19 protein-coding genes are annotated in these 23,404 nt (G+C 73.5%); 9 read left to right on the top strand and 10 right to left on the bottom strand.

Features of this window, described 5'->3' with window-relative positions; all coding sequences use genetic code 11:
* Positions 1-8 precede the first annotated feature (8 nt).
* The gene (locus tag ACZ67M_RS09930; RefSeq protein ID WP_469850366.1) at positions 9-920 is read right to left on the bottom strand and encodes an endonuclease/exonuclease/phosphatase family protein; all 912 of its coding nucleotides are present in this window, start codon (positions 918-920) and stop codon (positions 9-11) included.
* A gap of 65 nt (positions 921-985) precedes the next feature.
* Between ACZ67M_RS09930 and ACZ67M_RS09925 the strand changes: the two genes are divergently transcribed.
* Together ACZ67M_RS09925 and ACZ67M_RS09920 are read left to right on the top strand one after the other, a co-directional pair.
* Positions 986-2,434 (top strand): hypothetical protein, encoded by a 1,449-nt coding sequence (locus ACZ67M_RS09925; RefSeq protein WP_392012370.1) that lies wholly within the window; start codon positions 986-988, stop codon positions 2,432-2,434.
* A gap of 46 nt (positions 2,435-2,480) precedes the next feature.
* Positions 2,481-3,989, top strand: a complete 1,509-nt coding sequence (locus ACZ67M_RS09920) for a hypothetical protein (protein WP_385799077.1) — start codon at positions 2,481-2,483, stop codon at positions 3,987-3,989.
* A 67-nt stretch (positions 3,990-4,056) separates the two neighbouring features.
* On the opposite strand, the gene ACZ67M_RS09915 is transcribed toward ACZ67M_RS09920, so the two are convergent.
* The 5 genes from ACZ67M_RS09915 to ACZ67M_RS09895 all read right to left on the bottom strand — a co-directional run bounded on the left by ACZ67M_RS09915 (position 4,057) and on the right by ACZ67M_RS09895 (position 10,614).
* A complete protein-coding gene (locus ACZ67M_RS09915) occupies positions 4,057-6,186 on the bottom strand; it encodes a 3-hydroxyacyl-CoA dehydrogenase NAD-binding domain-containing protein (protein ID WP_361364649.1) in 2,130 nt (709 codons plus the stop codon).
* Positions 6,183-7,400, bottom strand: a complete 1,218-nt coding sequence (locus ACZ67M_RS09910; RefSeq protein ID WP_469850363.1) for an acetyl-CoA C-acyltransferase — start codon at positions 7,398-7,400, stop codon at positions 6,183-6,185. Before ACZ67M_RS09910 ends, ACZ67M_RS09915 begins: the two co-directional genes overlap by 4 nt.
* Positions 7,401-7,572: 172 nt before the next feature.
* Positions 7,573-8,865, bottom strand: a complete 1,293-nt coding sequence (locus ACZ67M_RS09905) for an HRDC domain-containing protein (protein ID WP_392012367.1) — start codon at positions 8,863-8,865, stop codon at positions 7,573-7,575.
* Between the two features lie 95 nt (positions 8,866-8,960).
* Positions 8,961-9,623, bottom strand: coding sequence for a helix-turn-helix transcriptional regulator (locus ACZ67M_RS09900; RefSeq protein WP_059298226.1), 663 nt, complete (start codon positions 9,621-9,623; stop codon positions 8,961-8,963).
* Between the two features lie 313 nt (positions 9,624-9,936).
* A complete protein-coding gene (locus ACZ67M_RS09895; RefSeq protein WP_392101166.1) occupies positions 9,937-10,614 on the bottom strand; it encodes a DUF3000 domain-containing protein in 678 nt (225 codons plus the stop codon).
* Between the two features lie 151 nt (positions 10,615-10,765).
* On the opposite strand from ACZ67M_RS09895, the gene hemE reads away from it, so the two are divergent.
* Positions 10,766-11,833: a uroporphyrinogen decarboxylase gene (gene hemE / locus ACZ67M_RS09890; RefSeq protein ID WP_469850360.1), complete on the top strand. Its 1,068-nt coding sequence runs from the start codon at positions 10,766-10,768 to the stop codon at positions 11,831-11,833.
* Positions 11,834-11,879: 46 nt separating this feature from the next.
* On the opposite strand, the gene ACZ67M_RS09885 is transcribed toward hemE, so the two are convergent.
* Entirely contained in the window at positions 11,880-12,932 is a 1,053-nt protein-coding gene (locus ACZ67M_RS09885; RefSeq protein WP_469850358.1) for a hypothetical protein, read from the bottom strand.
* Positions 12,933-13,046: 114 nt separating this feature from the next.
* A complete protein-coding gene (locus ACZ67M_RS09880) occupies positions 13,047-14,564 on the bottom strand; it encodes a glycoside hydrolase family 3 protein (protein ID WP_469850356.1) in 1,518 nt (505 codons plus the stop codon).
* A gap of 487 nt (positions 14,565-15,051) precedes the next feature.
* Between ACZ67M_RS09880 and ACZ67M_RS09875 the strand changes: the two genes are divergently transcribed.
* The 6 genes from ACZ67M_RS09875 (at position 15,052) to ACZ67M_RS09850 (ending at position 20,900) form a co-directional block, all read left to right on the top strand.
* Entirely contained in the window at positions 15,052-16,137 is a 1,086-nt protein-coding gene (locus tag ACZ67M_RS09875) for a phytanoyl-CoA dioxygenase family protein (RefSeq protein WP_361364200.1), read from the top strand.
* Entirely contained in the window at positions 16,119-17,444 is a 1,326-nt protein-coding gene (locus ACZ67M_RS09870; protein ID WP_361364197.1) for a DUF6271 family protein, read from the top strand. Before ACZ67M_RS09875 ends, ACZ67M_RS09870 begins: the two co-directional genes overlap by 19 nt.
* A gap of 5 nt (positions 17,445-17,449) precedes the next feature.
* Complete coding sequence (locus tag ACZ67M_RS09865) at positions 17,450-18,661, top strand: type III PLP-dependent enzyme (protein WP_469850702.1); 1,212 nt, start codon at positions 17,450-17,452, stop codon at positions 18,659-18,661.
* Positions 18,654-19,226: a GNAT family N-acetyltransferase gene (locus tag ACZ67M_RS09860; protein ID WP_469850354.1), complete on the top strand. Its 573-nt coding sequence runs from the start codon at positions 18,654-18,656 to the stop codon at positions 19,224-19,226. Before ACZ67M_RS09865 ends, ACZ67M_RS09860 begins: the two co-directional genes overlap by 8 nt.
* Positions 19,226-20,455 (top strand): MFS transporter, encoded by a 1,230-nt coding sequence (locus ACZ67M_RS09855; RefSeq protein ID WP_469850352.1) that lies wholly within the window; start codon positions 19,226-19,228, stop codon positions 20,453-20,455. Before ACZ67M_RS09860 ends, ACZ67M_RS09855 begins: the two co-directional genes overlap by 1 nt.
* Positions 20,456-20,552: 97 nt before the next feature.
* The gene (locus tag ACZ67M_RS09850) at positions 20,553-20,900 is read left to right on the top strand and encodes a hypothetical protein (RefSeq protein ID WP_361364186.1); all 348 of its coding nucleotides are present in this window, start codon (positions 20,553-20,555) and stop codon (positions 20,898-20,900) included.
* A 15-nt stretch (positions 20,901-20,915) separates the two neighbouring features.
* On the opposite strand, the gene ACZ67M_RS09845 is transcribed toward ACZ67M_RS09850, so the two are convergent.
* Positions 20,916-22,316 carry an FAD-dependent oxidoreductase gene (locus tag ACZ67M_RS09845; protein WP_469850350.1) on the bottom strand — a complete coding sequence of 467 codons (1,401 nt, stop codon included), beginning with the start codon at positions 22,314-22,316 and terminating at the stop codon, positions 20,916-20,918.
* Between the two features lie 27 nt (positions 22,317-22,343).
* Positions 22,344-23,291, bottom strand: coding sequence for a DUF4349 domain-containing protein (locus ACZ67M_RS09840; RefSeq protein ID WP_392012346.1), 948 nt, complete (start codon positions 23,289-23,291; stop codon positions 22,344-22,346).
* Between the last annotated feature and the right edge of the window lie 113 nt (positions 23,292-23,404).

Raw genomic sequence — 23,404 nt, 5'->3', positions numbered from 1 at the left:
GCGGGCCCTCAGCCGGTGTCCACCCGGACCAGCAGCGCGCGGTGGTCGGAGACGCCGGTGTCGCGCACCGTGCAGCCGGACCTGGGCAGGCCGGTGAACAGATAGTCCAGCTTGTGACCGGACTCGTGCGTCGGGCGCCCGGAGCGGTCGGCGGCGAAGTCCTGGTCGCACTCCCGGTAGACGCGGTAGACGGCGTCGGGCCACACCCAGCGGGACGCGTTGCGGACGCTCGGCGGGTTCAGGTTGAAGTCACCGCCGAACACCGTGCGTCGCCGCGGCACCGCCGCGACCAGCGCCCGCAACTGGTCGTCGCGGTACTCCCGGCCGGGATGCGCCAGATCGCTGCCGGGCAGGCTCAGGTGGGCGTTGCACACCCGGACGCCGGCCTTGCCGACCGTCGCGCACAGGATGCCGCGCCCCAGTCCGGCCACCGGCTGGCGCGAGGGCACCGACCGCACCGAGGACAGCGGGTGGGCCGAGAGCAGGGCGAGGCCGGCCGCGCCCTGCCCGCGCCCGTCGCACCGCACCGCGCCGGAACGCCCGGACCGGTCGCGCGAGGTGTAGGGACGGAAGGCGAGCTGCCAGGAACCGCCGAGGGCGTCGCGGACCGACTCCGCCTCGGCGGCGCACGCCTCCTGGAGCAGCACCACGTCGGCACCCTCGCCGACGAGCCGTTCCACCGCCCGCCTCTTGGCGGCGGCACCGCCGGTCTCCGCGCAGTTCCACCGCCGCACGCCGCACATGTTCCAGGACGCCACGGTCAGGACGCGCTCCGCCGGGAGGGACCGCACCGTCCCCCTCGCGGTCAGCGCCGGCACCAGCGTGACCAGGAGCGCCGACAGCGCGAGCACCGAGGCCACGGCGACGAGGCCGCGACGTCGGCGCGGGCCGGTGAGGAGCGGGAAGTCCGGCAGAGGCATCCCGACATCATGTCCGATCGACCGAACCGGCCTACGGGGGCGGTCATGAGAGTGGAGTTCCGTACATGTCCAAGGCGCCCGCGCGGAAGATGTTCAACGGGATCGAGGCGTCGGGCGCGTTTCCCGTCGAGTACCGGTTCTCGCACGCCAAGAGCGGCAACCGCCACCTCGTCGTGGTGTTCGCCAACTTCTCCGCGCCCGAGGACTACGGCTGGTGCAACGGCGTCTTCGACAACGTACGCGCCAACATCCTCTGGATCCGCGACCGCTTCGACGGGATGAACGCCTACTACCTGTGCCGGAACATGGACTTCGGCCTGGCTGACTCGGTGCAGACCCTCATCTCGAACGTCACGCGTTCGCTGGGCCTGACGCCGGACCAGGTCACTCTGTGGGGCGGCTCCAAGGGCGGCAGCGCCGCGCTGTACTTCGGGCTGCGGTACGGGTACCGGAACATCGTGGCCATCGTGCCGCAGTTCCTCGTCGGCGACGCCCTGGAGCGGCGGCACCCGAAGGTCTCCGCCTACATGCTGGGCGAAGGCGCCCCGGCGCACAACGCCCGGTTCCTCGACGCCCTCCTCCCCGACCTGGTGCGGGCCCGCGCGAACAGCGCCGCCAACATCTACGTGCTCTCCTCGCCCCAGGACGAGCACTACGCGGTGCAGGTGGAGCCGTTCCTCGGCATGTTCCAGGGCTACGACAACTTCAACTTCCTGTACAGCGAGTCGCCGACGATCACCGGCCACGCCACGGTCACCCGGCGGAACGTCCCGGCGCTCGTCGGTCTGCTGAACCTGCTCGCCGACGGCTACGCTCCGCGCCTCGGGTTCGTGCGCCACGCCGCCGAGGAGTTCGACCGGGAGACGTCGGACATCGAGGCCTACCTCTCCGCCACCTCGAAGGTGCAGGGCGCCGACGCGTTCGCGCCGCCCGTGGTGACGGCCCCGGACTACAACGGCGAGGCGCCCGCCACCGGCCTCCGCTTCGCCGGGACGGCCCAAGGGGCGGTGCGGGTCAGCATGTGGCAGAACGGCAAGTTCGTGGCGTCGCCCGAGGTCGCGGCCGACGGCTCCTGGTCCTGGGCGCCGGCCAAGCCGTGGGCGACCGGCAAGCACCTGGTCAAGATCTTCGCGGTCGACCCGGCGGGCTTCCACTCCAGCCGGGTCGAGGTGCCCTTCTCGGTGGTCGACCGCCCCGTCCCCACGGGGCCGACCCCGCCGGTCGTCGCCGTACCGGGACCGGGGCAGCAGGTGGGGCCGTCGGTCGCCTTCCACGGGACCGCGCCGGGCGCGGTCCAGGTCGGTTTCCGGGAGAACGGCGTGCCGCTGGGCGCGGTGGCGGTCGCGCCGGACGGCGTCTGGGGCTGGGACCCGGGCTGGTCGTGGCCGGAGGGGACGCACCTGGTCGAGGTGGTCGGGGCGGACGCGCACGGCGCGGAGTCCGCCCCGGCCGCGGCCGCCTTCACGGTCCTGCACGCGGCCGTGCCCGTCGGCCACCTCCCGCCGCGGTACTGAGCAACGACGGTCCGGACGACGAACAACTTACGAGTGGAAGCCACACATGCCGACTGCACCGCCGAAAGCACGCGAGCTGATCAGCGGGATCGACACCTCGGGCGCGTATCCCGTCGAGTACCGGTTCACGCACGGGAAGGGCGGCAACCGCCATCTCCTCGTCGTGTTCTCCAACTTCGGCGTCCCCGACGACTACGGCTGGTCGAACGGCGTCCTCAACCCGGTCCGGGCCAACATCCTCTGGATCCGTGACCGGTTCCGCGGCATGCGGAGCTACTACCTGTGCGAGGGGATGGACTTCTCCCTGGAGCAGTCCGTGATCGGGGTCGTCTCCAAGGTGATGAACGCCCTCGACCTGACCCCGGACCGCGTCACGCTGTGGGGCGGTTCCAAGGGCGGCAGCGCGGCCCTCTACTTCGGCCTGCGCTACGGGTTCGGCAACATCGTCTCCATCGTGCCGCAGTTCCTCATCGGCACCTACGTGAAGACGGTGCACCCCAAGGTCGCCCGGTTCATGCTGGGCGAGGGGGTGCCGGAGGAGAACGTCCGGACGGTCGACGCGCTCCTCCCGGACCTGGTGCGCTCGGGCGTGGGCCGGCAGTCCAACATCTACCTGCTCACCTCGCCGCAGGACGAGCAGTACCAGGAGCAGGTCGAACCCTTCCTCGGCCTCTTCCAGGGGTACGACAACTTCAACCTCGTCTACAGCGAATCCCCGCACATCACCCGCCACTCGGACGTCACCCGACGCAACGTGCCCTTCCTGATGGGCCTCGTCAACATGCTCTCCGACGGGCTCGCCCCACGGCTGGGCATGGTGCGCAACGGGTACGAGGAGCCGGACCGCGACACCTCGGCGATCAGCGGCTATCTGTCCGCCACCTCGGCCGAGCGGCCCAGCACCATCGCCATGCCGGTGGTCTCCCACCCGGCACCGGACACCGAACTGCCCACGAACGGCGTGTACTTCACCGGCACCGCCCTGGGCGCGGTACGCGTGAGCCTGTGGGAGCACGGCAAGTTCCTGGGCAAGGCGGCCGTGGCCGCGGACGGCACCTGGTCCTGGCAGCGGGACAAGCCGTGGAGCAAGGGCAAGCACCTGGTGAAGGCCGTCGCCTGGGACGCCGAGGGCCGCAAGACCAGGGGCACCGCCGTCCCGTTCACCGCGGTGGCCGGCGCCCCGGCCGCCGGTGCGGGCGCGCTCCCGGCCCAGCCCGCGGCGCCCCTGGACCTCGCGCCCATGGGCGGCGGGCTGCCCGCGCCCACCGTCCACTCCCCGGTGGCGTACGAGCAGATCGGCGGGTCGGCCGTGCGCTTCACCGGCCTGGCCAGGGGTGCCGCGCAGGTGGGGTTCCGGGCCGGCGGCACGCTCCTGGGCGGGAGCCCGGTCGCGGTCGACGGACGCTGGGCCTGGGACTCCGGCTGGCCGTGGCAGGAGGGCCGGCACACGGTGGAGGTCTTCGCCGTGGACACGGCGGGAAACGAGTCCCCGGCGACGCCGGTCCCCTTCGCCGTCGCGCACGTCACGGCGGGCGCGACACCGTACGGCTACTGACCCGCCCCCCCCGCACGCGAGAGGGCCCCCGCCGTACGCGGCGGGGGCCCTCTCGTCGTACGGAGACCTACGCGGGCACGCTCGCCACGCCAGCCTCCAGGAACGGCTTCCCGTTCACCCGCTGCGAGACGCCCTCGCGGTCCAGGTACGGCGTGATGCCGCCCAGGTGGAAGGGCCAGCCGGCGCCGGTGATCAGGCAGAGGTCGATGTCCTGGGCCTCGGCGACGACGCCCTCGTCGAGCATCAGGCCGATCTCCTGGGCGACCGCGTCCAGCACCCGCGCCCGCACCTGCTCCTCCGACAGGACGGTGTCGCCCTGCTTGAGGAGCGCGGCGACCTCGGGGTCCAGCTCGGGCTTGCCGCTGTCGTAGACGTAGAAGCCGCGCTTGCCGGCCTCGACGACCGCCTTGAGGTTCGGGGAGACCGTGAAGCGCTCGGGGAAGGCCCCGTTGAGGGTCTCCGAGACGTGCAGGCCGATCGCGGGACCGACCAGCTCCAGCAGGACCAGCGGGGACATCGGCAGGCCGAGCGGCTCCACCGCCTTCTCCGCGACGGCCACCGGCGTGCCCTCGTCGATGACGTTCTGGATCTCGCCCATGAAGCGGGTCAGGATGCGGTTCACGACGAACGCCGGGGCGTCCTTGACGAGGACCGCGGTCTTCTTCAGCTTCTTGGCGACGCCGAACGCCGTGGCCAGCGAGGCCTCGTCGGTCTGCTCACCGCGGACGATCTCCAGCAGCGGCAGGATCGCGACCGGGTTGAAGAAGTGGAAACCGACGACCCGCTCGGGGTGCTTCAGCTTCGACGCCATCTCCGAGACGGAGAGGGAGGAGGTGTTCGTCGCGAGGATCGCGTGCGCCGGGGCGACCGCCTCGACCTCGGCGAAGACCTTCTGCTTGACGCCCATCTCCTCGAAGACCGCTTCGATGACGAAGTCGGCGTCCGCGAAGCCCTCGGCCTTGTCCAGGACGCCGGAGACCAGGGCCTTCAGCCGGTTCGCCTTGTCCTGGTTGATCCGGCCCTTGCCGAGCAGCTTGTCGATCTCGGCGTGGACGTAGCCCACACCCTTGTCGACGCGCTCCTGGTCGATGTCGGTGAGGACGACCGGGACCTCCAGGCGGCGCAGGAAGAGCAGCGCGAGCTGGGAGGCCATCAGGCCGGCGCCGACCACGCCGACCTTGGTGACCGGGCGGGCCAGCGACTTGTCCGGGGCGCCCGCGGGGCGCTTGCCGCGCTTCTGCACCAGGTTGAAGGCGTAGATGCCGGACCGCAGTTCGCCGCCCATGATCAGGTCGGCGAGCGCCTGGTCCTCGGCGTCGAAGCCCTGCTGGAGGTCGCCGTTCTTGGCGGTGGCGATGATGTCCAGGGCGCGGTAGGCGGCCGGGGCGGCGCCGTGCACCTTGCCGTCCGCGATGAAGCGGCCCTTCGCGACGGCCTGGTCCCAGGCGTCGCCGCGGTCGATCACCGGACGCTCGACGGCGATCTCGCCCTTGAGGACGGACGCCGTCCAGATCAGCGACTGCTCCAGGAAGTCCGCGCCCTCGAACAGCGCGTCCGCGATGCCGAGTTCGTAGACCTGCTTGCCCTTGAGCTGCTTGTTCTGGTTCAGGCTGTTCTCGATGATCACCGAGACGGCCTTGTCCGCGCCGATCAGGTTCGGCAGCAGGGTGCAGCCGCCCCAGCCGGGGACCAGGCCGAGGAAGACCTCGGGGAGCGAGAACGCCGGGAGGGCCGCGGAGACCGTCCGGTAGGAGCAGTGCAGGCCGATCTCCACGCCGCCGCCCATGGAGGCGCCGTTGTAGTACGCGAAGGACGGCACCGCCAGCTTCGACAGCCGCTTGAGGACGTCGTGGCCGCCCTTGCCGATGGCCAGCGCGTCCTCGTGCCGCTTCAGCAGCTCGACGCCCTTGAGGTCGGCGCCGACGGCGAAGATGAACGGCTTGCCGGTGACGCCGACGCCGACGATGTCGCCGTCCGCGGCCTCCTTCTCGACCTGGTCGATCGCGGCGTCGATGTTCGCGAGCGACTGCGGGCCGAGCGTGGTCGGCTTGGTGTGGTCGTGGCCGTTGTCCAGGGTGATCAGGGCGAAGCGCCCGGCGCCCAGGGGGAGGTCGAAGTGGCGCACGTGCGCCTGGGTGACGACCTCGCCGGGGAACAGCTCGGCGGCACCCTTCAAAAGCTCTGCGGTGGTGCTCACTTGTCCCCCTCGAAGTGCGGGTTCTCCCAGATGACGGTCGCGCCCATGCCGAAGCCGACGCACATGGTGGTCAGGCCGTAGCGGACGTGCGGCTGCTCCTCGAACTGGCGGGCCAGCTGCGTCATCAGACGTACGCCGGAGGAGGCCAGCGGGTGGCCGAAGGCGATGGCGCCGCCGTACTGGTTCACGCGCGCGTCGTTGTCGGCGATGCCGTAGTGCTCCAGGAAGGCGAGGACCTGGACGGCGAAGGCCTCGTTGATCTCGAACAGGCCGATGTCGTCGATGGAGAGGCCGGCCTGGGCCAGCGCCTTCTCCGTCGCCGGGATCGGTCCGTAGCCCATGACCTCCGGCTCGACGCCCGCGAAGGAGTACGAGACCAGGCGCATCTTGACCGGCAGGTCGTGCTCGCGGGCGAAGTCCTCGCTCGCGATGATCGAGGCGGTGGCGCCGTCGTTCAGACCGGCCGCGTTGCCCGCGGTGACCCGGCCGTGCACGCGGAACGGCGTCTTGAGGCCGGACAGGTTCTCCAGCGTGGTGCCCGGACGCATCGGCTCGTCGGCGGTGACCAGGCCCCAGCCCGTCTCACCCGCCTCCGCGTTGGTGCGGCGCACCGAGACCGGCACCAGGTCGGCCTGGATCTGGCCGTTGGCGTACGCCTTGGCGGCCTTCTCCTGCGAGCGCACGGCGTACTCGTCGGCGCGCCGCTTGGTGATGCTCGGGTAGCGGTCGTGCAGGTTCTCCGCGGTCATGCCCATGAAGAGGGCGGACTCGTCGACCAGCTTCTCGGAGACGAACCGCGGGTTGGGGTCGGCGCCCTCGCCCATCGGGTGGCGGCCCATGTGCTCCACACCGCCCGCGATGGCGACGTCGTACGCGCCGAAGGCGACCGAGCCGGCCACGGTGGTGACGGCGGTCAGCGCGCCCGCGCACATGCGGTCGATCGCGTAGCCGGGCACCGACTGGGGCAGACCGGCGAGGATGCCGGCCATCCGGCCGATGGTCAGGCCCTGGTCGCCGACCTGCGTGGTGGCGGCGACGGCGACCTCGTCGACCTTCTTCGGGTCGAGACCGGGGTTGCGGCGCAGCAGCTCCCGGATCGCCTTCACGACCAGGTCGTCGGCGCGGGTCTCGTGGTAGACGCCCTTCGGGCCCGCCTTGCCGAACGGGGTGCGGACGCCGTCTACGAAGACGACGTCCCTGACGGTACGAGGCACGATGGCTCTCCTCCAGGGTGCGGGGTGGCACTGCTGCGGCACGCATGCACTGAGCGCGCGCTCAGCCCCATGCTACTTATGAGTAACGTAGCTGCCCAGTCCCCCCGGCGGGAGCGGCGAACGTCACACCGTCGGGGGCACGCGGAGGCTCGGCGCGGGTCCGCCGGACGGCTCAGCGCGGGTCCGCCGCGGAGGTCAGCGCGGTGACCAGCACCGGCGTCACCTGCTCCACCTGCCAGGGCCGGGCCCCGTGTCCGGCCAGGGCGGCCGCCACCGAGCCGGCGTCGACCGCGGCCGGCGGCTCCCAGCAGACCCGGCGCACCGTGTCCGGCGTGATCAGGTTCTCCTGCGGCATGGCGAGCTGCTCGGCGAGCGCCGTCACCGCCGCGCGCGCCGCGGAGAGCCGGGCCGCGGCGGCCGGGTCCTTGTCGGCCCAGGCCCGCGGCGGCGGGGGACCGGTCACGGGCTGGCCGGGCTGCGGCAGCTGCGACTCGGAGAGCGCCTTGGCCCGGTCGACCGACACCTGCCACTGCTCCAGCTGCCGGCGGCTGACCCGCCCGAAGCCGTTCAGCGCGGACAGCGCCTGCGCGTCGGCCGGCAGCGCGAGCGCCGCCTCGACGATGGCGGCGTCCCCGAGCACCTTGCCGGGGGAGACGTCCCGGCGCTGCGCGATCCGGTCCCGGGCCTGCCACAGCTCCCGCACCACGGCCAGCTGCCGGCGCCGGCGCACCTTGTGCATGCCGGACGTGCGCCGCCACGGGTCCTTGCGCGGCTCGGGCGGCGGCGCGGACGCGATCGCGTCGAACTCCTGCCGGGCCCACTCCAGCTTGCCCTGCCGGTCCAGCTCCTTCTCCAGCGCGTCCCGCAGGTCGACGAGCAGCTCGACGTCGAGCGCGGCGTAGCGCAGCCAGGGCTCGGGCAGCGGGCGGGTGGACCAGTCGACGGCCGAGTGGCCCTTCTCCAGGACGAAGCCCAGGACGTTCTCCACCATCGCGCCGAGGCCGACCCGCGGGAACCCGGCGAGCCGCCCGGCCAGCTCGGTGTCGAAGATGCGCGTGGGGACCATCCCTATTTCGCGCAGGCACGGCAGGTCCTGGGTGGCGGCGTGCAGCACCCACTCCACGTCGGCGACGGCCGCGCCGAGTCCGGACAGGTCGGGGCAGGCCACCGGGTCGATCAGCGCGCTCCCGGCGCCCTCCCGGCGCAGCTGCACCAGGTACGCCCGCTGCCCGTAGCGGTACCCGGAGGCACGCTCGGCGTCCACGGCGACGGGGCCGTGGCCGGCGGCGAAGGCGGCGGTCACCTCGGCGAGGGCGTCGGCGTCGGCGATCACCGGCGGAATGCCCTCGCGTGGTTCGAGCAAGGGGGTCGGCGCCTGACTCGCAGAAGATCCGGCGTCGTCCGGAGGAGCGCCTCCGGTGGTTCGCAGTGGGCGGTCTGCTGCGGTTTCGTGGGCGTCGGTCACCTGTCAAGAGTATCGGTGGATCGACGGCGCCCGCCGACGGAACGTTCCGTCGGCGGGCGCCGGGGGGTCGTAAACCAGTCAGGTCGGTGAACGGGTCAGTGAATGATGCCGGTGCGCAGGGCCACCGCGACCATCCCGGCGCGGTCGCCCGTGCCGAGCTTGCGGGCGATGCGGGCCAGGTGGCTCTTGACGGTCAGGGCGGACAGGCCCATGGAGACGCCGATCGCCTTGTTCGACTGGCCCTCCGCGACCAGTCGCAGCACCTCCACCTCGCGGCCGGAGAGCTCGCGGTAGCCGCCCGGGTGGCTCGGGGCACCCGGGGGGCGGCGGTGCAGGCGGGCGGCGGCGGCGCCGATGGGGGCGGCGCCCGGCCGGGTGGGGAGCCCGACGTTGGTGCGGGTGCCGGTGACGACGTAGCCCTTGACGCCGCCGGCGAGGGCGTTGCGTACGGCGCCGATGTCGTCGGCGGCGGACAGGGCGAGACCGTTGGGCCAGCCCGCGGCGCGGGTCTCGGACAGCAGGGTCAGGCCGGAGCCGTCGGGGAGGTGGACTTCCGCGACGCAGATGTCGCGGGGGTTGCCGATGCGGGGACGAGCCTCCGCGACGGACGAGGCCTCGATGACGTCGCGCACACCGAGCGCCCACAGGTGGCGGGTGACGGTGGAACGGACGCGCTGATCGGCCACGACCACCATGGCGGTCGGCTTGTTCGGGCGGTAGGCGACCAGGCTTGCAGGCTGCTCGAGGAGAACGGACACCAGGCCTCCTGGGGGGCGGGGACGGGGCCGGCTCGTGGGGTGAAGGCGGGACGAACCGTGCTTTCAAGGTCACAGTCGTCTTCGGCACCGAACCGGTTCGCCTTTAGAGAATGATCACGATCTGGTGAGTAACAATCCGAGCAATTCGGACACGCGGTCGATCATTCGAAGATCGAACGGTTTCGCACTTTGTCGATACGCGGCCGAATGTGGCCGTGTCGACAAAGTGACGGAACGTTTCCCAGCCGTGCGGAAGCCCCCTGGTGAGGAAGGTGGAAGCCCTCCGGTGGAGAAGAAGGAAAGGAAGAGCGGGTCAGCGCGACTGCGGGCCGCGGCGCTGCGGCAGCGTGACGATCGACGCGTCGCCCGGCCCGGCCGGCGGCAGACCCGCGACCTGCGCCAGCAGGTCGCACCACGAGGCGAGGTGCGCCGCGGTGTCCGGGACGCCGCCCAGACCCTCGCGCGGCGTCCAGGACGCCCGGATCTCGATCTGCGAGGCCGCGGGGCGCGCCGAGAGCCCTCCGAAGTAGTGGGAGCTGGCGCGCGTGACGGTGCCGCTCGGCTCCCCGTACGTGAGCCCGCGGGCCTGGAGCGCGCCGGTCAGCCAGGACCAGCACACGTCGGGCAGCAGCGGATCCGCGGCCATCTCCGGCTCCAGCTCGGCCCGGACCAGGGTCACCAGCCGGAAGGTCCCCCGCCAGGCGTCGTGCCCGGCAGGATCGTGCAGCAGCACCAGACGGCCGTCCGCCAGGTCCTCGTCGCCGTCGACGACCGCGGCCTCCAGCGCGTACGTGTGCGGGGCGAGCCGCTGGGGCGCGCGCGTCGGCTCCACCTCGATCTGCGGCCGCAGCCGCGCGGCCCGCAGAGCATCGACGGCGGCCGTGAAGGCCGGCGGTGCCGTACTCCCCTTGTGCCGGGCCTCCTCCTCGGTCCCCTTCGCCTCGTCCATTCCGCCAGCGCCGTCCGACAGTCGTCCCTGAGCCGCAGCCATGCGGGGAACACTAAGCGGAACGGCGGCCCGGCGCAGGGAGGGACACCCGCGTGCGGACGCGATGTCCGGATCCCGCGGTACCCCGAGGGCGCGCGGGCGCCGCCCCACCCGCGGTCCGGGACCGTCCGCGCGCCGTGCGAGACTTGCCGGTGTGAGTGTCAACCAGAGCCCCGCGGGCCAGCCGCCGACCGCCACGTACGACTCCGCGTTCCTCAGGGCCTGCAGGCGCGAGCCGGTGCCGCACACCCCGGTGTGGTTCATGCGGCAGGCCGGGCGCTCGCTGCCGGAGTACCTCAAGGTGCGCGAGGGCATCCCGATGCTCGAGTCCTGCATGCGGCCGGAACTGGTCACCGAGATCACCCTCCAGCCGGTCCGCCGGCACGGCGTGGACGCCGCCATCTACTTCAGCGACATCGTGGTCCCGCTCAAGGCCATCGGCATCGACCTCGACATCAAGCCGGGCGTCGGCCCCGTCGTCGAGAACCCGATCCGCACCCGCGCGGACCTGGACCGGCTCCGCGAGCTGACCCCCGAGGACGTCACCTACGTCAGCGAGGCCATCGGCCTGCTCACCCGCGAGCTGGGCGCCACCCCGCTGATCGGCTTCGCCGGGGCGCCGTTCACCCTCGCGAGCTACCTCGTGGAGGGCGGCCCGTCCCGCAACCACGAGCACACCAAGGCGCTCATGTACGGCGACCCGCAGCTGTGGGCCGACCTCCTGGACCGCCTCGCCGGCATCACCGCGGCCTTCCTGAAGGTACAGATCGAGGCGGGCGCGAGCGCCGTCCAGCTCTTCGACTCCTGGGTCGGCGCCCTGTCGCCCGCGGACTACCGCGCCTCGGTGCTGCCCGCCTCCCGCAAGGTCTTCGAGGCCGTCGCCGGGTACGGCGTGCCGCGCATCCACTTCGGCGTCGGCACCGGCGAACTCCTCGGCCTGATGGGCGAGGCCGGCGCGGACGTCGTCGGCGTCGACTGGCGCGTCCCGATGGACGAGGCGGCCCGCCGGATCGGCCCCGGCAAGGCGCTCCAGGGCAACCTGGACCCCGCCGTCCTCTTCTCCACCCCGCAGGCCGTCGAGACCAAGGCCGGCGAGGTCCTGGACGCGGCGGCGGGCCTGGAGGGCCACGTCTTCAACCTCGGCCACGGAGTCCTGCCCACCACCGACCCGGACGCGCTGACCCGCCTCGTGGAGTACGTGCACACCCGCACCGCCCGCTGAGCCCCGCTCACCCGTCGCGGGGCGACCCGCGGCGGGCGGGCGCACCTCACGAGCCTTGCCCCGCCGCCTCCGCGTCCGCCGCGCCCCCCAGCACGGCCGCCGCCACCAGCGGATACAGCAGTTCGCCCACGGCCGCCAGCCAACGCACCGGCACGACCCTGCGCAGCGCCCCCGGCGCCAGCGTGGCGAGCGCCTCCCGGGCCGCCGGACGGCCGAGGTCGGGGAAGCCGCCGAGGTCCCGGGTCACCACGCCCAGCGCGTAGGCGGTGGTCCACACCTCGGCGAGCAGTACGTCGCCGACCCGGTCGTGGATCAACTCCCGGTGCGGGACGCTCTCCAGCGCCGTCCGCAGCGATGCCACGACCCGCTCCCGCCCGATGCCCCGCTCCAGCAGCGCCTCCTCGGCCGGCACCCGGCGCCAGCCGTCCGGACTCGCCGGGTCGCGCAGGTAGACCACGGCCAGCTGCTCCCACCAGCAGAAGTACGGCACCGCGCGCATCGCGGGCAGCACGGAGCCCTCCGGGTCGCCGGCGGGGGCGAGGCAGGCGGCGCTGCGCGGGCCCATCACGTCGTTGCCGACGAGGCTCGGCGGGTTGGCGTGGTCGACCGGGCCGGCCACCGGGACGACCCGGCCGACGTCGTGCAGGTAGTCGAGCAGGGTGACGTCGTCGGTCGCGTCGGGCGCGGCCTTCGCGGCGGCGTACTCCTCGAACCCCCGGGCCAGTCCGGCGGGCAGCATCAGCGCGACGGACGGGAGGTAGTCGTCCACCACCGGCGCCCAGGCGTGGCCGAGCAGTGCCGCGGCACGGACCGCGCTGGCGGTGCGCGAACCCCACTCGGTGAAGAGGCTGACGGAGTCCCGCGGCCGGGCGGCGGCCAGCGCGGCGACGGTGTCCGCGAAGTCCGGGGAGAGCACGGCGTCGTCCTGGAGCACCAGGTGGTGCGTGGCGTCGGCGGACACGGACCGCCAGGCCAGGCGCGCGGTGCGCAGGGCCGACGGCGGACCCTGCGGCTCCGGGTCGGTGACGACCCGCGCGGCGAGCGCGGGGTGCGCCTCGCCCAGCGCCTCGGCCGCGGCCCGCCGCCGCGGGTGGGCCATGATCACAGTGGACAGGCGGAGCTGGGAACGGTGCGGTGTCATCCTCGGGTCTCTCTCGCGGGGGCCGAGGCCGCCGCCCCGTCCCTCTTGGTCCGGGTCATCGGGCCCGGGGTGTCAGTCCGTTCCCGCCAGGAGCTCCGCCGCGGCCACCCCTGAGGCCGCGCTCGCGCCGTGGGTGAAGAGGTGGGCCGTCGTCGCGCCGGTGGTGTCCGGCAGGCCCATCTCCACCACGATCGCGTCGGGGCGGGCCGTGGTCAGGCCGGTCACCGCGCGGCTCATCCACGGGTGGCGGGCCGCGTCGCGGGCGACGACGACCAGAGGGCGCCCCACCGCCGGTTCCAGGGCGCAGCTTGTCAACTCCAGCTTTCCCTCGCGCAGTTCCTCGTCGTGCACCCGCACCGAGGTCGTGCCGGGCAGCCGCTCGCGCAGCGGGTCGGCGACGCCCCACGGGGTCTCCTTGCCGATCGCCATGTTCGTCACCGGTGCCAGCTCGACCACGTGCGGCGCGGCGGTCAGCGGCAGCGCCTCGCGCGCGGCCCCGGTGAGCCGGACGGCGCGGCGGGCGGCGAGGTGTCCGATCCCGTCGCCGGCCGTCTCCCCGGTGCCCCCGGCCGACGCCCGCAGCGCGGCCGACCAGCCGGCGAACTCCCGTACCCGGCCCGCCGCCTCCGCCAGCCGCTCCTCCGGCAGCTCGCCCGCGGCGACCGCGGCGGTCAGCGCCTTGACCAGCAGCTCGGTCGTGGCCTCCTCGGCGCTCTCGCCGCCGACGCAGATCGCGTCCACCCCGGCGGCGACGGCCTTCACCGTGGCGCCGTCGATGCCGTACCGGCGGGTGACGGCGCCCATCTCGATGGCGTCGCTGACCACCAGCCCGTCGAAGCCCAGTTCGCCGCGGAGCAGGTCCCGCAGGATGCGCCGGCTGAGCGTGGCCGGCAGGTCGGGGTCGTAGGCCGGGACGAGCAGGTGGCCGCTCATCACCGCGCGCACCCCGGCCGAGAGGGCCGCCCGGAACGGGGGCAGGGCCTGGGCCGCGATCTCGTCCCGTCCGGCACCGTAGGCCGGCAGGTCGTGGTGCGAGTCGACGGCGACGTCCCCGTGGCCGGGGAAGTGCTTGGCGCAGGCGGCGACGCCGGACGACTGGAGGCCCTGGATCCACGCGGCGGTGTGCCGGGAGACCACGTCGGGGTCCGAGCCGAAGGAGCGTACGCCGATGATGGGGTTGTCGGGGTTGGAGTTGACGTCCGCGCTCGGCGCGTAGTCGAGGCTCACCCCGGCGGTGCGCAGCTGCCGGCCCAGGTCGGCGGCGACGGCCTCGGTCAGCTCGGTGTCGTCGACCGTGCCGAGCGCGAAGTTGCCCGGCCGGGACGATCCGGTGGCCGACTCGATCCGGGTGACGTCACCGGCCTCCTCGTCGATGGCCACGATCAACTCCGGGTTCTCCGACCGCAGCTGGGCGGTCAGCCGGGCGACCTGCTCGGTGGAGACGATGTTGCGGGAGAAGAGCACCACGGAGGCCAGGCCGTCGCCGATGTCGCGCAGGACCCAGTCGGGCGCCTCGGTGCCGACGAAACCCGGCTGGAGGACGGAGAGCGCGAGCCGGCGCAGTTCGCCGTCGTGCTTGCTGGAGGCCATCGGACGCGCCTTTCGGTGACGAATCTTGGTATAGACCAAGGGGGTGCGCGTTCAGGTTAACCAGACCTGTCAAGAGGGGTGTCACCCAACTCGGAAGTAACAACTTTCCTCGTCGGGACGGGTGTTGACACCTTCCCTTGGTCTAGTCCATTGTGAGGCGCAAGTTCGGCGAGGGACACATGGGACACCAGTTACCGCGCCGGACACCTGCCGCGGCCGGGCTGCGAAGACCGCTCGCGACGCCTTCCGTACGACCACTTCCGTGACGACCACCCCGGACGAGACGACCATTCCGGACGAGAGCGCGGACCGGGCGAGCCCCTGAACCGGGAGAGCCCCGTCCGTCCGAGCCGCCCTCGTCGCCCCGCTCCGCCCCCGGACGCGAGCGGGCCCCGCTGCCCCCACCGACCTGATGTGCGACGGCCCGACCTCCGTCGCACACACCGCCGTTGCCGCACGGTGCGACGGCGAGGATCTGGAGCACCACATGGCGACGCCCGATTCCTACCTCCACCGAGCCCCGTCGGACATCCCCTACTTCAGCGCGGACGCCGACACCTACCTGGCCCGCACCCAGCTGCGCGACCTGGACAAGACCCGCCCGCTGCGGGTGCTGTCCGAGGAGGACTTCGCGCACTGGCAGACGTACGGCTACGTCGTGGTCAAGGAGGCGATACCCGCCTCCTCCGCGCGCCGTCTGCTGGACTTCGCCTGGGAGTTCCAGGGCCTCGACCCGGACCGCCCCGACACCTGGTACCAGGACCGCGAGTACCGCTCCGACCTCGACCGGGAACTGCACATCTACGGCTTCGTCGAGGCCTACCAGCACCAGCTCATCTGGGACAGCCGGCAGGCCCAGCGGGTGTACGACGCCTTCGTGGACGTGTGGGACTGCGAGGAGCTGTGGGTCACCCTTGACCGGCTCAACCTCAACCCGCCCAACGTCGGCAACCGCGACCGCGCCCTCATCGACAAGCCCGAGCGCGGCTTCGACATCGACCTGCACTGGGACGTCGACACCACGCTCGGCGTACTGCCCCAGCGCGTCCAGGGCATCATCGCCCTCAACGACACCAAGCCCGACCACGGCGGCTTCCAGTGCTGCCCCGAGCTGTTCCGCCGCTTCGACCGCTGGAAGGCGCTCCAGCCCGACGGCCGCGACCCGATCCGGCCCGCGATCGACCGCGAGGACATGCCCGTCGTACGGCCCGACCTGGAGGCCGGCGACCTGCTCATCTGGAACGGCCTGCTGGCCCACGGAGTGGCGCCCAACGTCTCCGGCGAGGGCGTGCGCGCCGTCCAGTACCTGTCGATGATGCCCGCCCTGGAGAGCCACCGCCGGCTGCGCGACTCCCGCGTCGACTCCTGGCGCAACCTCACCACCCCCGACTGGAACGCCACGCTCCTCGGCGACGCCCACCGCCACGAGTCCGAGCGCTACGGCCCGGCCGAACTGAACGAACTGGGCGCCAGGCTGCTGGGCCTGACGCCCTGGCACGAGGACGCCGGCACCGGCACGGACGAGGCGACCGACGAGGCCACCGGGGACGCCGCATGCGCAGCATCTGCCTGACCCTGCCCACCAACCGGCACTGCCCGGACACCATCACGGCACTCGGCGAGGAAGCGGCCCACGCGGCCGCCCACTTCGACGTCGACGTCCACCTGCTGGTCCTCGACTCCTGCCCGCCCGAGGACCACGCCGCCCACGCCGAGGCGCTGCGGCGGCTGCCCCCGCACCCCCGGATCACGGCGCACCACCTCGACGAGGCCGCCCAGCGCGACTTCCTGGAGCGGGTCACGGCACGCTCCGGCAGCGCCAAGCCCGAGCTGCTCCTCGACCTGATGCTGCCCGACGGCCTCTCCTACGGCGCCTGCACCAACCGCGCCTTCCTGATCGCGGCGGCGCTCGGCTGCGAGTCCGTGCACCGCAGGGACTCCGACAGCCGCTACCAGAGCGCCGACGGCCGCACCGTCTTCCCCGTCCACCACGAACTGCTCTCCCTCGGCAGGCCCGCCGCCGACGCCTTACCCGGCGTCACCGAGTCCGACCTCGCTGACGGCCTGCTGGGACGGCGGGTCGCCATGGTGGGCAGCTCCTTCGTGGGCGAACTCTCCGTGGACATCGCGCGGATACGCGACGCCGACCCCGGCGTCTACCACGACGTGGTCTCCCTGTGGGCGCCCGAGGACTGGACCCCCGAGCAGAAACGGGACCTGGTCGAGGAGTCCTTCGCCGGCGCCGGCACCGAACCCTTCACGGCGGACCACTCGCTGCTGACGGTGGTCGACCCGATGCGGGTCGACATGTGCAACATCGCCTTCCACGGAGAGACGGTCAGCGAGCGCGTACCGCTTCCGCCCGCCCGCGACACCATCGGCAGCGACTACTTCCTCATCCACCTGGTGCACGACGCCCGGCTGCCCGGCGTGCTGCACAACCGCAACATCGTCAACTACTACACCGGCGAACGACGGACCGGCCCCGGCTTCCTCGCCTACCAGACCCGCTTCGCCAAGTTCCTGCTGTCGATGCTCTACTTCCACTTCGTCTACGACCGCATGGCCGAGGCGGGCGACACCCTCCTGGACGAGCACGGCCGGGCCCGCCCCGCCGCGGTCGCCGCCCTGGCCCGCGAGAGCACCGGCCTGGACACCGCGGAGAACGTCCGCAGGCTCGACGCCCTCGACAGCGCCTACCGGCGCCTGGGCGGCCCGTACGCCGACTTCGCCGACCTGCTGGCCGGCCGGCGCGAACGGCTCCTCGACGAGGCGCGCGGCGACATGGCCGACTTCGCCCTGCTGACCGAGGCGTGGCAGGGGCTGGTCGCCGCCGCCAAGGCCACGCCCCCGGTCCGGCCGCCGGTGGCGCCGCGGTGAGCGCGGTGACGGGCCCGGTGCCGGGCGCGGTCCTCGGCGAGCCCCTGGCCGCCGCCCTCGCCGCCGCCACCGAGGACCGCATCGTCTACGACCTGGCCGGCATCGAGCAGCGGTACGACACCCTGCGCCGGGAACTGCCCGGCGTCGAGGTGCGGTTCGCGATGAAGGCCTGCCCGGTCGACGAGGTCCTCACCACCCTCGCCCGACGCGGCGCCGGCGCCGACGCGGCCAGTCCCGGCGAGATCGAACAGGCGCTGCGCGCCGGAGTGCCGGCCGGGCACGTGCACTACGGCAACACCGTCAAGTCCGACCGGAACATCGCCGAGGCGCACCGGCTCGGCATCCGCACCTTCGCCACCGACAGCGTCCAGGACGTCGCCGCCCTCGCCCGCCACGCCCCCGGCGCCCGCGTCTTCTGCCGGGTGGCGACCGGCGGGGCGGGCGCCGTCTGGGGACTCAGCAACAAGTTCGGCTGCGCGCCCGGCGACGCCGTCCGCGTCCTGGAGCGGGCCCGGGACGCCGGTCTGGTCCCGGCCGGCCTGTCCGTGCACGTCGGCTCCCAGCAGATGACCGGCGAGGCGTGGCACGCCGCCGTCGAGGACCTCGGCGAGGTGCTGCGCGCGCTGGACCGGCGCGGCATCCGCGTCGACCACGTCAACCTCGGCGGCGGCCTGCCCGCGCTCGGCTACCGCGACCGGCGCGGTACCCCTCTCGACCCGCCGCTGGACAAGATCTTCGCGGTGATCCGGGAGGGCACGGACGAACTCCGCCGGATCCACGGCGGACCGCTGGACTTCGTCATCGAACCCGGCCGGCACCTCGTCGCCGACCACGGCGCGATCCGCGCCCACGTCGCCCGCCTCACCGAACGCCGGGACGCCGACGGCGAACGGCGGCACTGGCTCTACCTGAGCTGCGGCAAGTTCAACGGCCTGTACGAGATGGACGCCCTCCAGTACCGGCTGGTGTTCCCGACCCACCCCGACGGACCCACCGTCCCGGCCGTCGTCGCCGGACCCACCTGCGACAGCGACGACGCCTACTCCCACGAGGAGGCACTGGTGCCCGTACCCCGGGCACTCGCCTCGGGCGACCCGGTCTGGGTGCTGTCGTCGGGCGCCTACGCGACCAGCTACACCACCCTGGGCTTCAACGGCTTCGCCCCGCTCCCGTACGCCTGGGCGGACCGCCCCGAGGGGACCGGCGCCGATGAGTGACACCGTGCGCGTGCGGCCCCTCGCCGACGGGGACTGGGACGCCGTCGTGGCGCTGGAGCGGGACGCCTACTCCGGCCTCGGGCTGTCGGAGGGCCGGGCGGCGCTGGAGTCCCGCGCGGCGGCCTCGCCGGACACCTGCTTCGTCGTGGACGTCGGCGCCCGCACCGCCGGATACCTGCTGGCCCTCCCTTACCCGCCGCACCGCTACCCGGACCTGACACGGGCGGAGGAAACCGCGACGGCCTTCCCGCCCGGCAACCTCCACCTGCACGACATCGTCGTGGCGCCCGGCCTGCGCCGCAGAGGGCTGGCGCGGCACCTGCTGCACCACCTGACCGGCACCGCCCGGACGCGCGGGGACGAGCGGATCTCGCTGGTCGCCGTGGGCGGCACCGAGCGGTTCTGGTCGACGCGCGGCTTCGTGGCCGAGCCGGGGGTGGTGCCCGCCGGCGCCTACGGCGGCGAGGCCGTCTACATGTCCAAGCCGGTCCCGGCGCATCCGTCCCTCTCCCCGCCCCCGAGCCCGCACCCGACCCCGCCCCCGTTCCTGCGCGAAGTGAGCTGATGCGCGTGTCCCGTGTCCACGACCCCTTCCTGCGCGGCCAGTTGGCGATCGCCGCGCTGTTCCTGTCCCTCGGCTTCCAGTACGCCACCTGGGCCGCGCGGATCCCGGCGATCAAGTCCGACCTGGACCTGAGCGCCGCCGAGGTGGGAGTACTCCTGATGGCCGCGGGGGTCGGCGCGGCGGTGTCGTTCCCGGTGGTGGCGTGGCTGATGCGGCGCCTGGGCTCGCGGCGGCTCGGCCTGCTCTCCCAACTCGGCCTCGCCCTCCTGCTGCTCGGCCTGGCGGCGGCCCCCAACTACCCGGTGGCCCTGCTGGTGATGTGCGCCGACGGCGTCCTCGTCGGCTGCCTGAACGTGGCCATGAACGCGCAGGGTGCCGCCCTGGAGACACGGCACGAACGCAACACCATGGCCAAGCTGCACGCGACCTTCTCCGCCGGCTCGCTGCTCGCCGCGCTGCTCGCCTCGGGCATGACCGCCGCGACCGGCTCCGTCGCCGCGCACTTCGGAGTGGCCGTCGTCCTCCTCGTCGCGCTGGGCGCGTCCGCGCGGACGGGGCTCCTCGACGACGAGGCACCGGCGGACGAGGCGGGCGGGGCGGCAGGTGCGGACGCGGCCGCCACCGCCGACGGGAAACCGGCCGGCCGCCGCTGGACCGTCCCCTCCAGCCTGACCCTGTGGATGTGCTGCGCCATGGTCTTCGGCACGGTCGCCGAGGGCGCCATGAACGACTGGTCCGCCCTCTACCTCAAGGACGTCGCCGAGGCGTCGGCGGAACTCGCCCCCCTGGGCATCGCCGTGGTGTCCGGGATGATGGTCGTCGCCCGCCTCTTCGCCGACGGCTGGCGGGCCCGCTGGGGCGACGGCCGGGTCGTCCTCCTCGGCAGCGCGGTCGCCGCCGCCGGCCTCGCCCTCGCGCTGGTCAGCGGCGGCGTCGCGCCGGCCCTCGCGGGCTTTGCCTGCATGGGCCTGGGCATCGCCGCCGTGACCCCCTGCGTCTACGCCGCCGCGGCCCGCCAGGGCTCGGACGCGCTCACCCTGGTCGCCGCCATGGGCACCACCGGACTGCTGGCCGGGCCGCCGCTCATCGGCTTCATCGCCGGTGCGAGCAGCCTGGCCTGGGGCATGGGCGCCGTCGCCGCGTCCGCGGGCGCCGTCGCGCTGTGCAGCACCCGCATCCGCTGGACCCCGGCAGCGGCCGTGCCGGACGAGGCCGCCACCCCCGCCTGACCCCGCCCGTGAACACCCCGGGCCGCGCGTGCGTATGTCCTCACAACCGCCCGCGACCCGGGGAAGGCGGACGCGGGGACGACGTGAGGATCAGGCGATGAACGAACGGGTCACACCGGCGCCGGCGATGCACGCCCTGCCCGACGGGGAGGCCGAGGTCGCCCTCGTGCTGCGCCTGCCCTGGGAGGACGTGGCCCGGCTCGGCCAGGAGGCCGGGCGGCTGGCCGCGCAGATGCAGCGCCCGGTGACGCTGGACGAGGCGGTGAGCCACCGGCTGCGCTCCGCCCGGGCCGCGGCGACGCACGCCAGGCCGGCCGGCGAACAGCCGCCCGCGGTGGCCGCCTCGGCCGCCGGCCCGGCACCCGCCTCGGTGTCGTCGCTCCCCGCGCGGCCCCCGGCCGAACAGGCACGGCAGGCCATCGACCGGATCAACGGGACCGCGTAGGAGGCGCCGCCGCACTCAGCGGCGCTCCTCCTCCACCGCCCGCGAGGCCCTGCGGGCGGCCACCAGCACGGGGTCCCACACAGGGGAGAAGGGCGGCGCGTACCCCAGGTCGAGGGCCGTCATCCGGTCCACCGTCATCCCGGCCGTGAGGGCCACCGCGGCGATGTCCACCCGCTTGCCGGCGCCCTCGCGGCCGACGATCTGGACGCCGAGCAGCCGGCCGGTGCGCCGCTCGGCGAGCATCTTCACCGTCATGGGGGAGGAGTCCGGGTAGTAGCCCGCGCGGCTGGTCGACTCGATCGTGGCCGTCACGAACCGCAGCCCCGCCCGCAGGGCGTCCTTCTCGCGCAGCCCGGTGCGCGCGATCTCCAGGTCGCACACCTTGCTGACCGCCGTGCCGACCACGCCGGGGAAGGTCGCGTAACCTCCGCCCACGTTGGTGCCGATGACTTGACCGTGCTTGTTGGCGTGCGTGCCCAGCGGGATGTGCCGCGACTGCCCGGAGACCAGGTCGAGCACCTCCACGCAGTCGCCGCCCGCCCAGATGTTCTCGTGCCCCCGCACCCGCATGCCGAGGTCGGTCAGCAGCCCGCCGTGCGCGCCGAGCGGCAGCCCGGCGGCCTCGGCCAGCGCGGTCTCGGGGCGTACGCCGATGCCGAGCACGACCACGTCCGCCGGGTACTCGGCGTCCTCGGTGGCCACCGCCCGGACCCGGCCGTCGTCCCCGGTGCGCACCTCGGTGACCTCGGCGCCGTTCACCATGGTGATGCCGAGACCCTCCATGGCCTGGTGCACCATGCGGCCCATGTCCGGATCCAGCGTCGACATCGGCTCCCGGCCGCGGTTGACGACCGTCACCTCGTAACCGCGCTTGATGAGCGCCTCGGCCATCTCCACGCCGATGTACCCGGCGCCGACGACCACCGCGCGACGGCCGTGCGTGCGGGTGAGCGTGTCGAGCAGCGCCTGACCGTCGTCGAGGGTCTGCACCCCGTGCACGCCGGGCGCGTCGACGCCCGGCAGCTCCGGCCGGATCGGCCGCGCCCCGGTACCGATCACGAGCTTGTCGTACGGCGTCCAGGACTCCGCCCCCGAATCGACGTCACGCGCGCGTACCCGCCCGCCGGCCACGTCGATCTCCGTGACCTCCGTGCGCATCCGCAGGTCGATGTCCCGGGCCCGGTGCTCCTCGGGCGTGCGGGCGATCAACTGGTCCCGGTCGGCCACGTCGCCGCCGACCCAGTACGGGATGCCGCACGCCGAGTACGAGCTGAAGTGGCCGCGCTCGAACGCCACGATCTCCAGTTCGTCCGGGCCCCTCAGCCGACGGGCCTGCGACGCCGCGGACATCCCCGCGGCGTCACCGCCGATCACGACCAGTCGTTCTCTCGTACCGCCCGCGAAGCTCATGCTCATGCGAACACGCTACGCGGACCCGGCATTTCAGTCCCGCGCGCCGGTCTCCTCCTCGCGCGCCGCCGGCGCCCTCGAAGCGGCGGCCGCCGTACGGCGCGGCAGCATGGGCCGCACCACCCGCAGCCACACCAGCACCAGCAGCGCCGCCACGACGGCGAACGGCAGCACCGCGCCGAGGGCCACCGCCAGCCAGCGCAGCATCGTCACGAAGGCGTCCCAGCCGGCGGCCAGCGCGTCCGTGAACCCGGGGTCGTCGTCCTCGGCGGCCTCGTCGGCCGGCGTCTCGGACAGGGAGAGGGTGATGGTGGCCAGGCTGGTGCGGTCCTTCAGGGACGCCTGCTGGGCCAGCAGCGCCTCCAGTTCGGTCTGCCGGGAACTCAGCTCGCCCTCCAGCGTCACCACGTCGCTCAGCTTCGTCGCCCGGTCCATCAGCTCCCGCACCCGGGCCACGCTGGCCCGCTGCGACTTGATCCGGCTCTCCACGTCGACGACCTGGTCGGTGACGTCCTGCGCCTTCGCGCCCCGGTGCAGCAGCTTCCCGGCGCCCTCCAGGCCGTCGAGGACGTCCGCATAGGCGTCGACGGGCACGCGCAGCTCCAGCCGGGTGCGTTCCCGGCCGTCCTCGTCCCGGCTGGTGTCCTCGTCGCCCACGTAGCCGCCCGCGTTCTCGACGGTGGTGCGGGCCTCGTCCAGGGCCTTCGGCACGTCCTCGACCTGGACGGTCAGCGAGGCGGTGCGGATGACGTGGGTCGCGGCGGCCTTCGGCGGCGCGGTCGCCCGGGCACCGGAGGCGTCGCCGCCCGCCGCGCCCGGCCGGTCGTCGGCCGCCGGGGGAGCGGCCTCCTTGGCCGCGCCGGCCGCGCTGTCCGCGCCGGAGTCACCGCCGCCGGAGCTGCATCCGGTCAGCGCGAGAGCCCCGGCCAGCAGGACGGCGGCCAGCGCCGGAAGCGGTCGTGGGAAGGATGATGTGCGCACAGGGGCCCCCGGGATCGTCGGTGGAACTGTCGTTCCTACGACGCGGGGAGCGGCCCGCGGGCCGGCGCGGAACGGTCCCGAACAGGTCACGGTCCGGACTCGCCGGGCGCGAA

The sequence above is a fragment of the Streptomyces sp. NPDC107500 genome (assembly GCF_055582785.1).
This window is presented reverse-complemented; position numbering and strand designations above follow the sequence as displayed.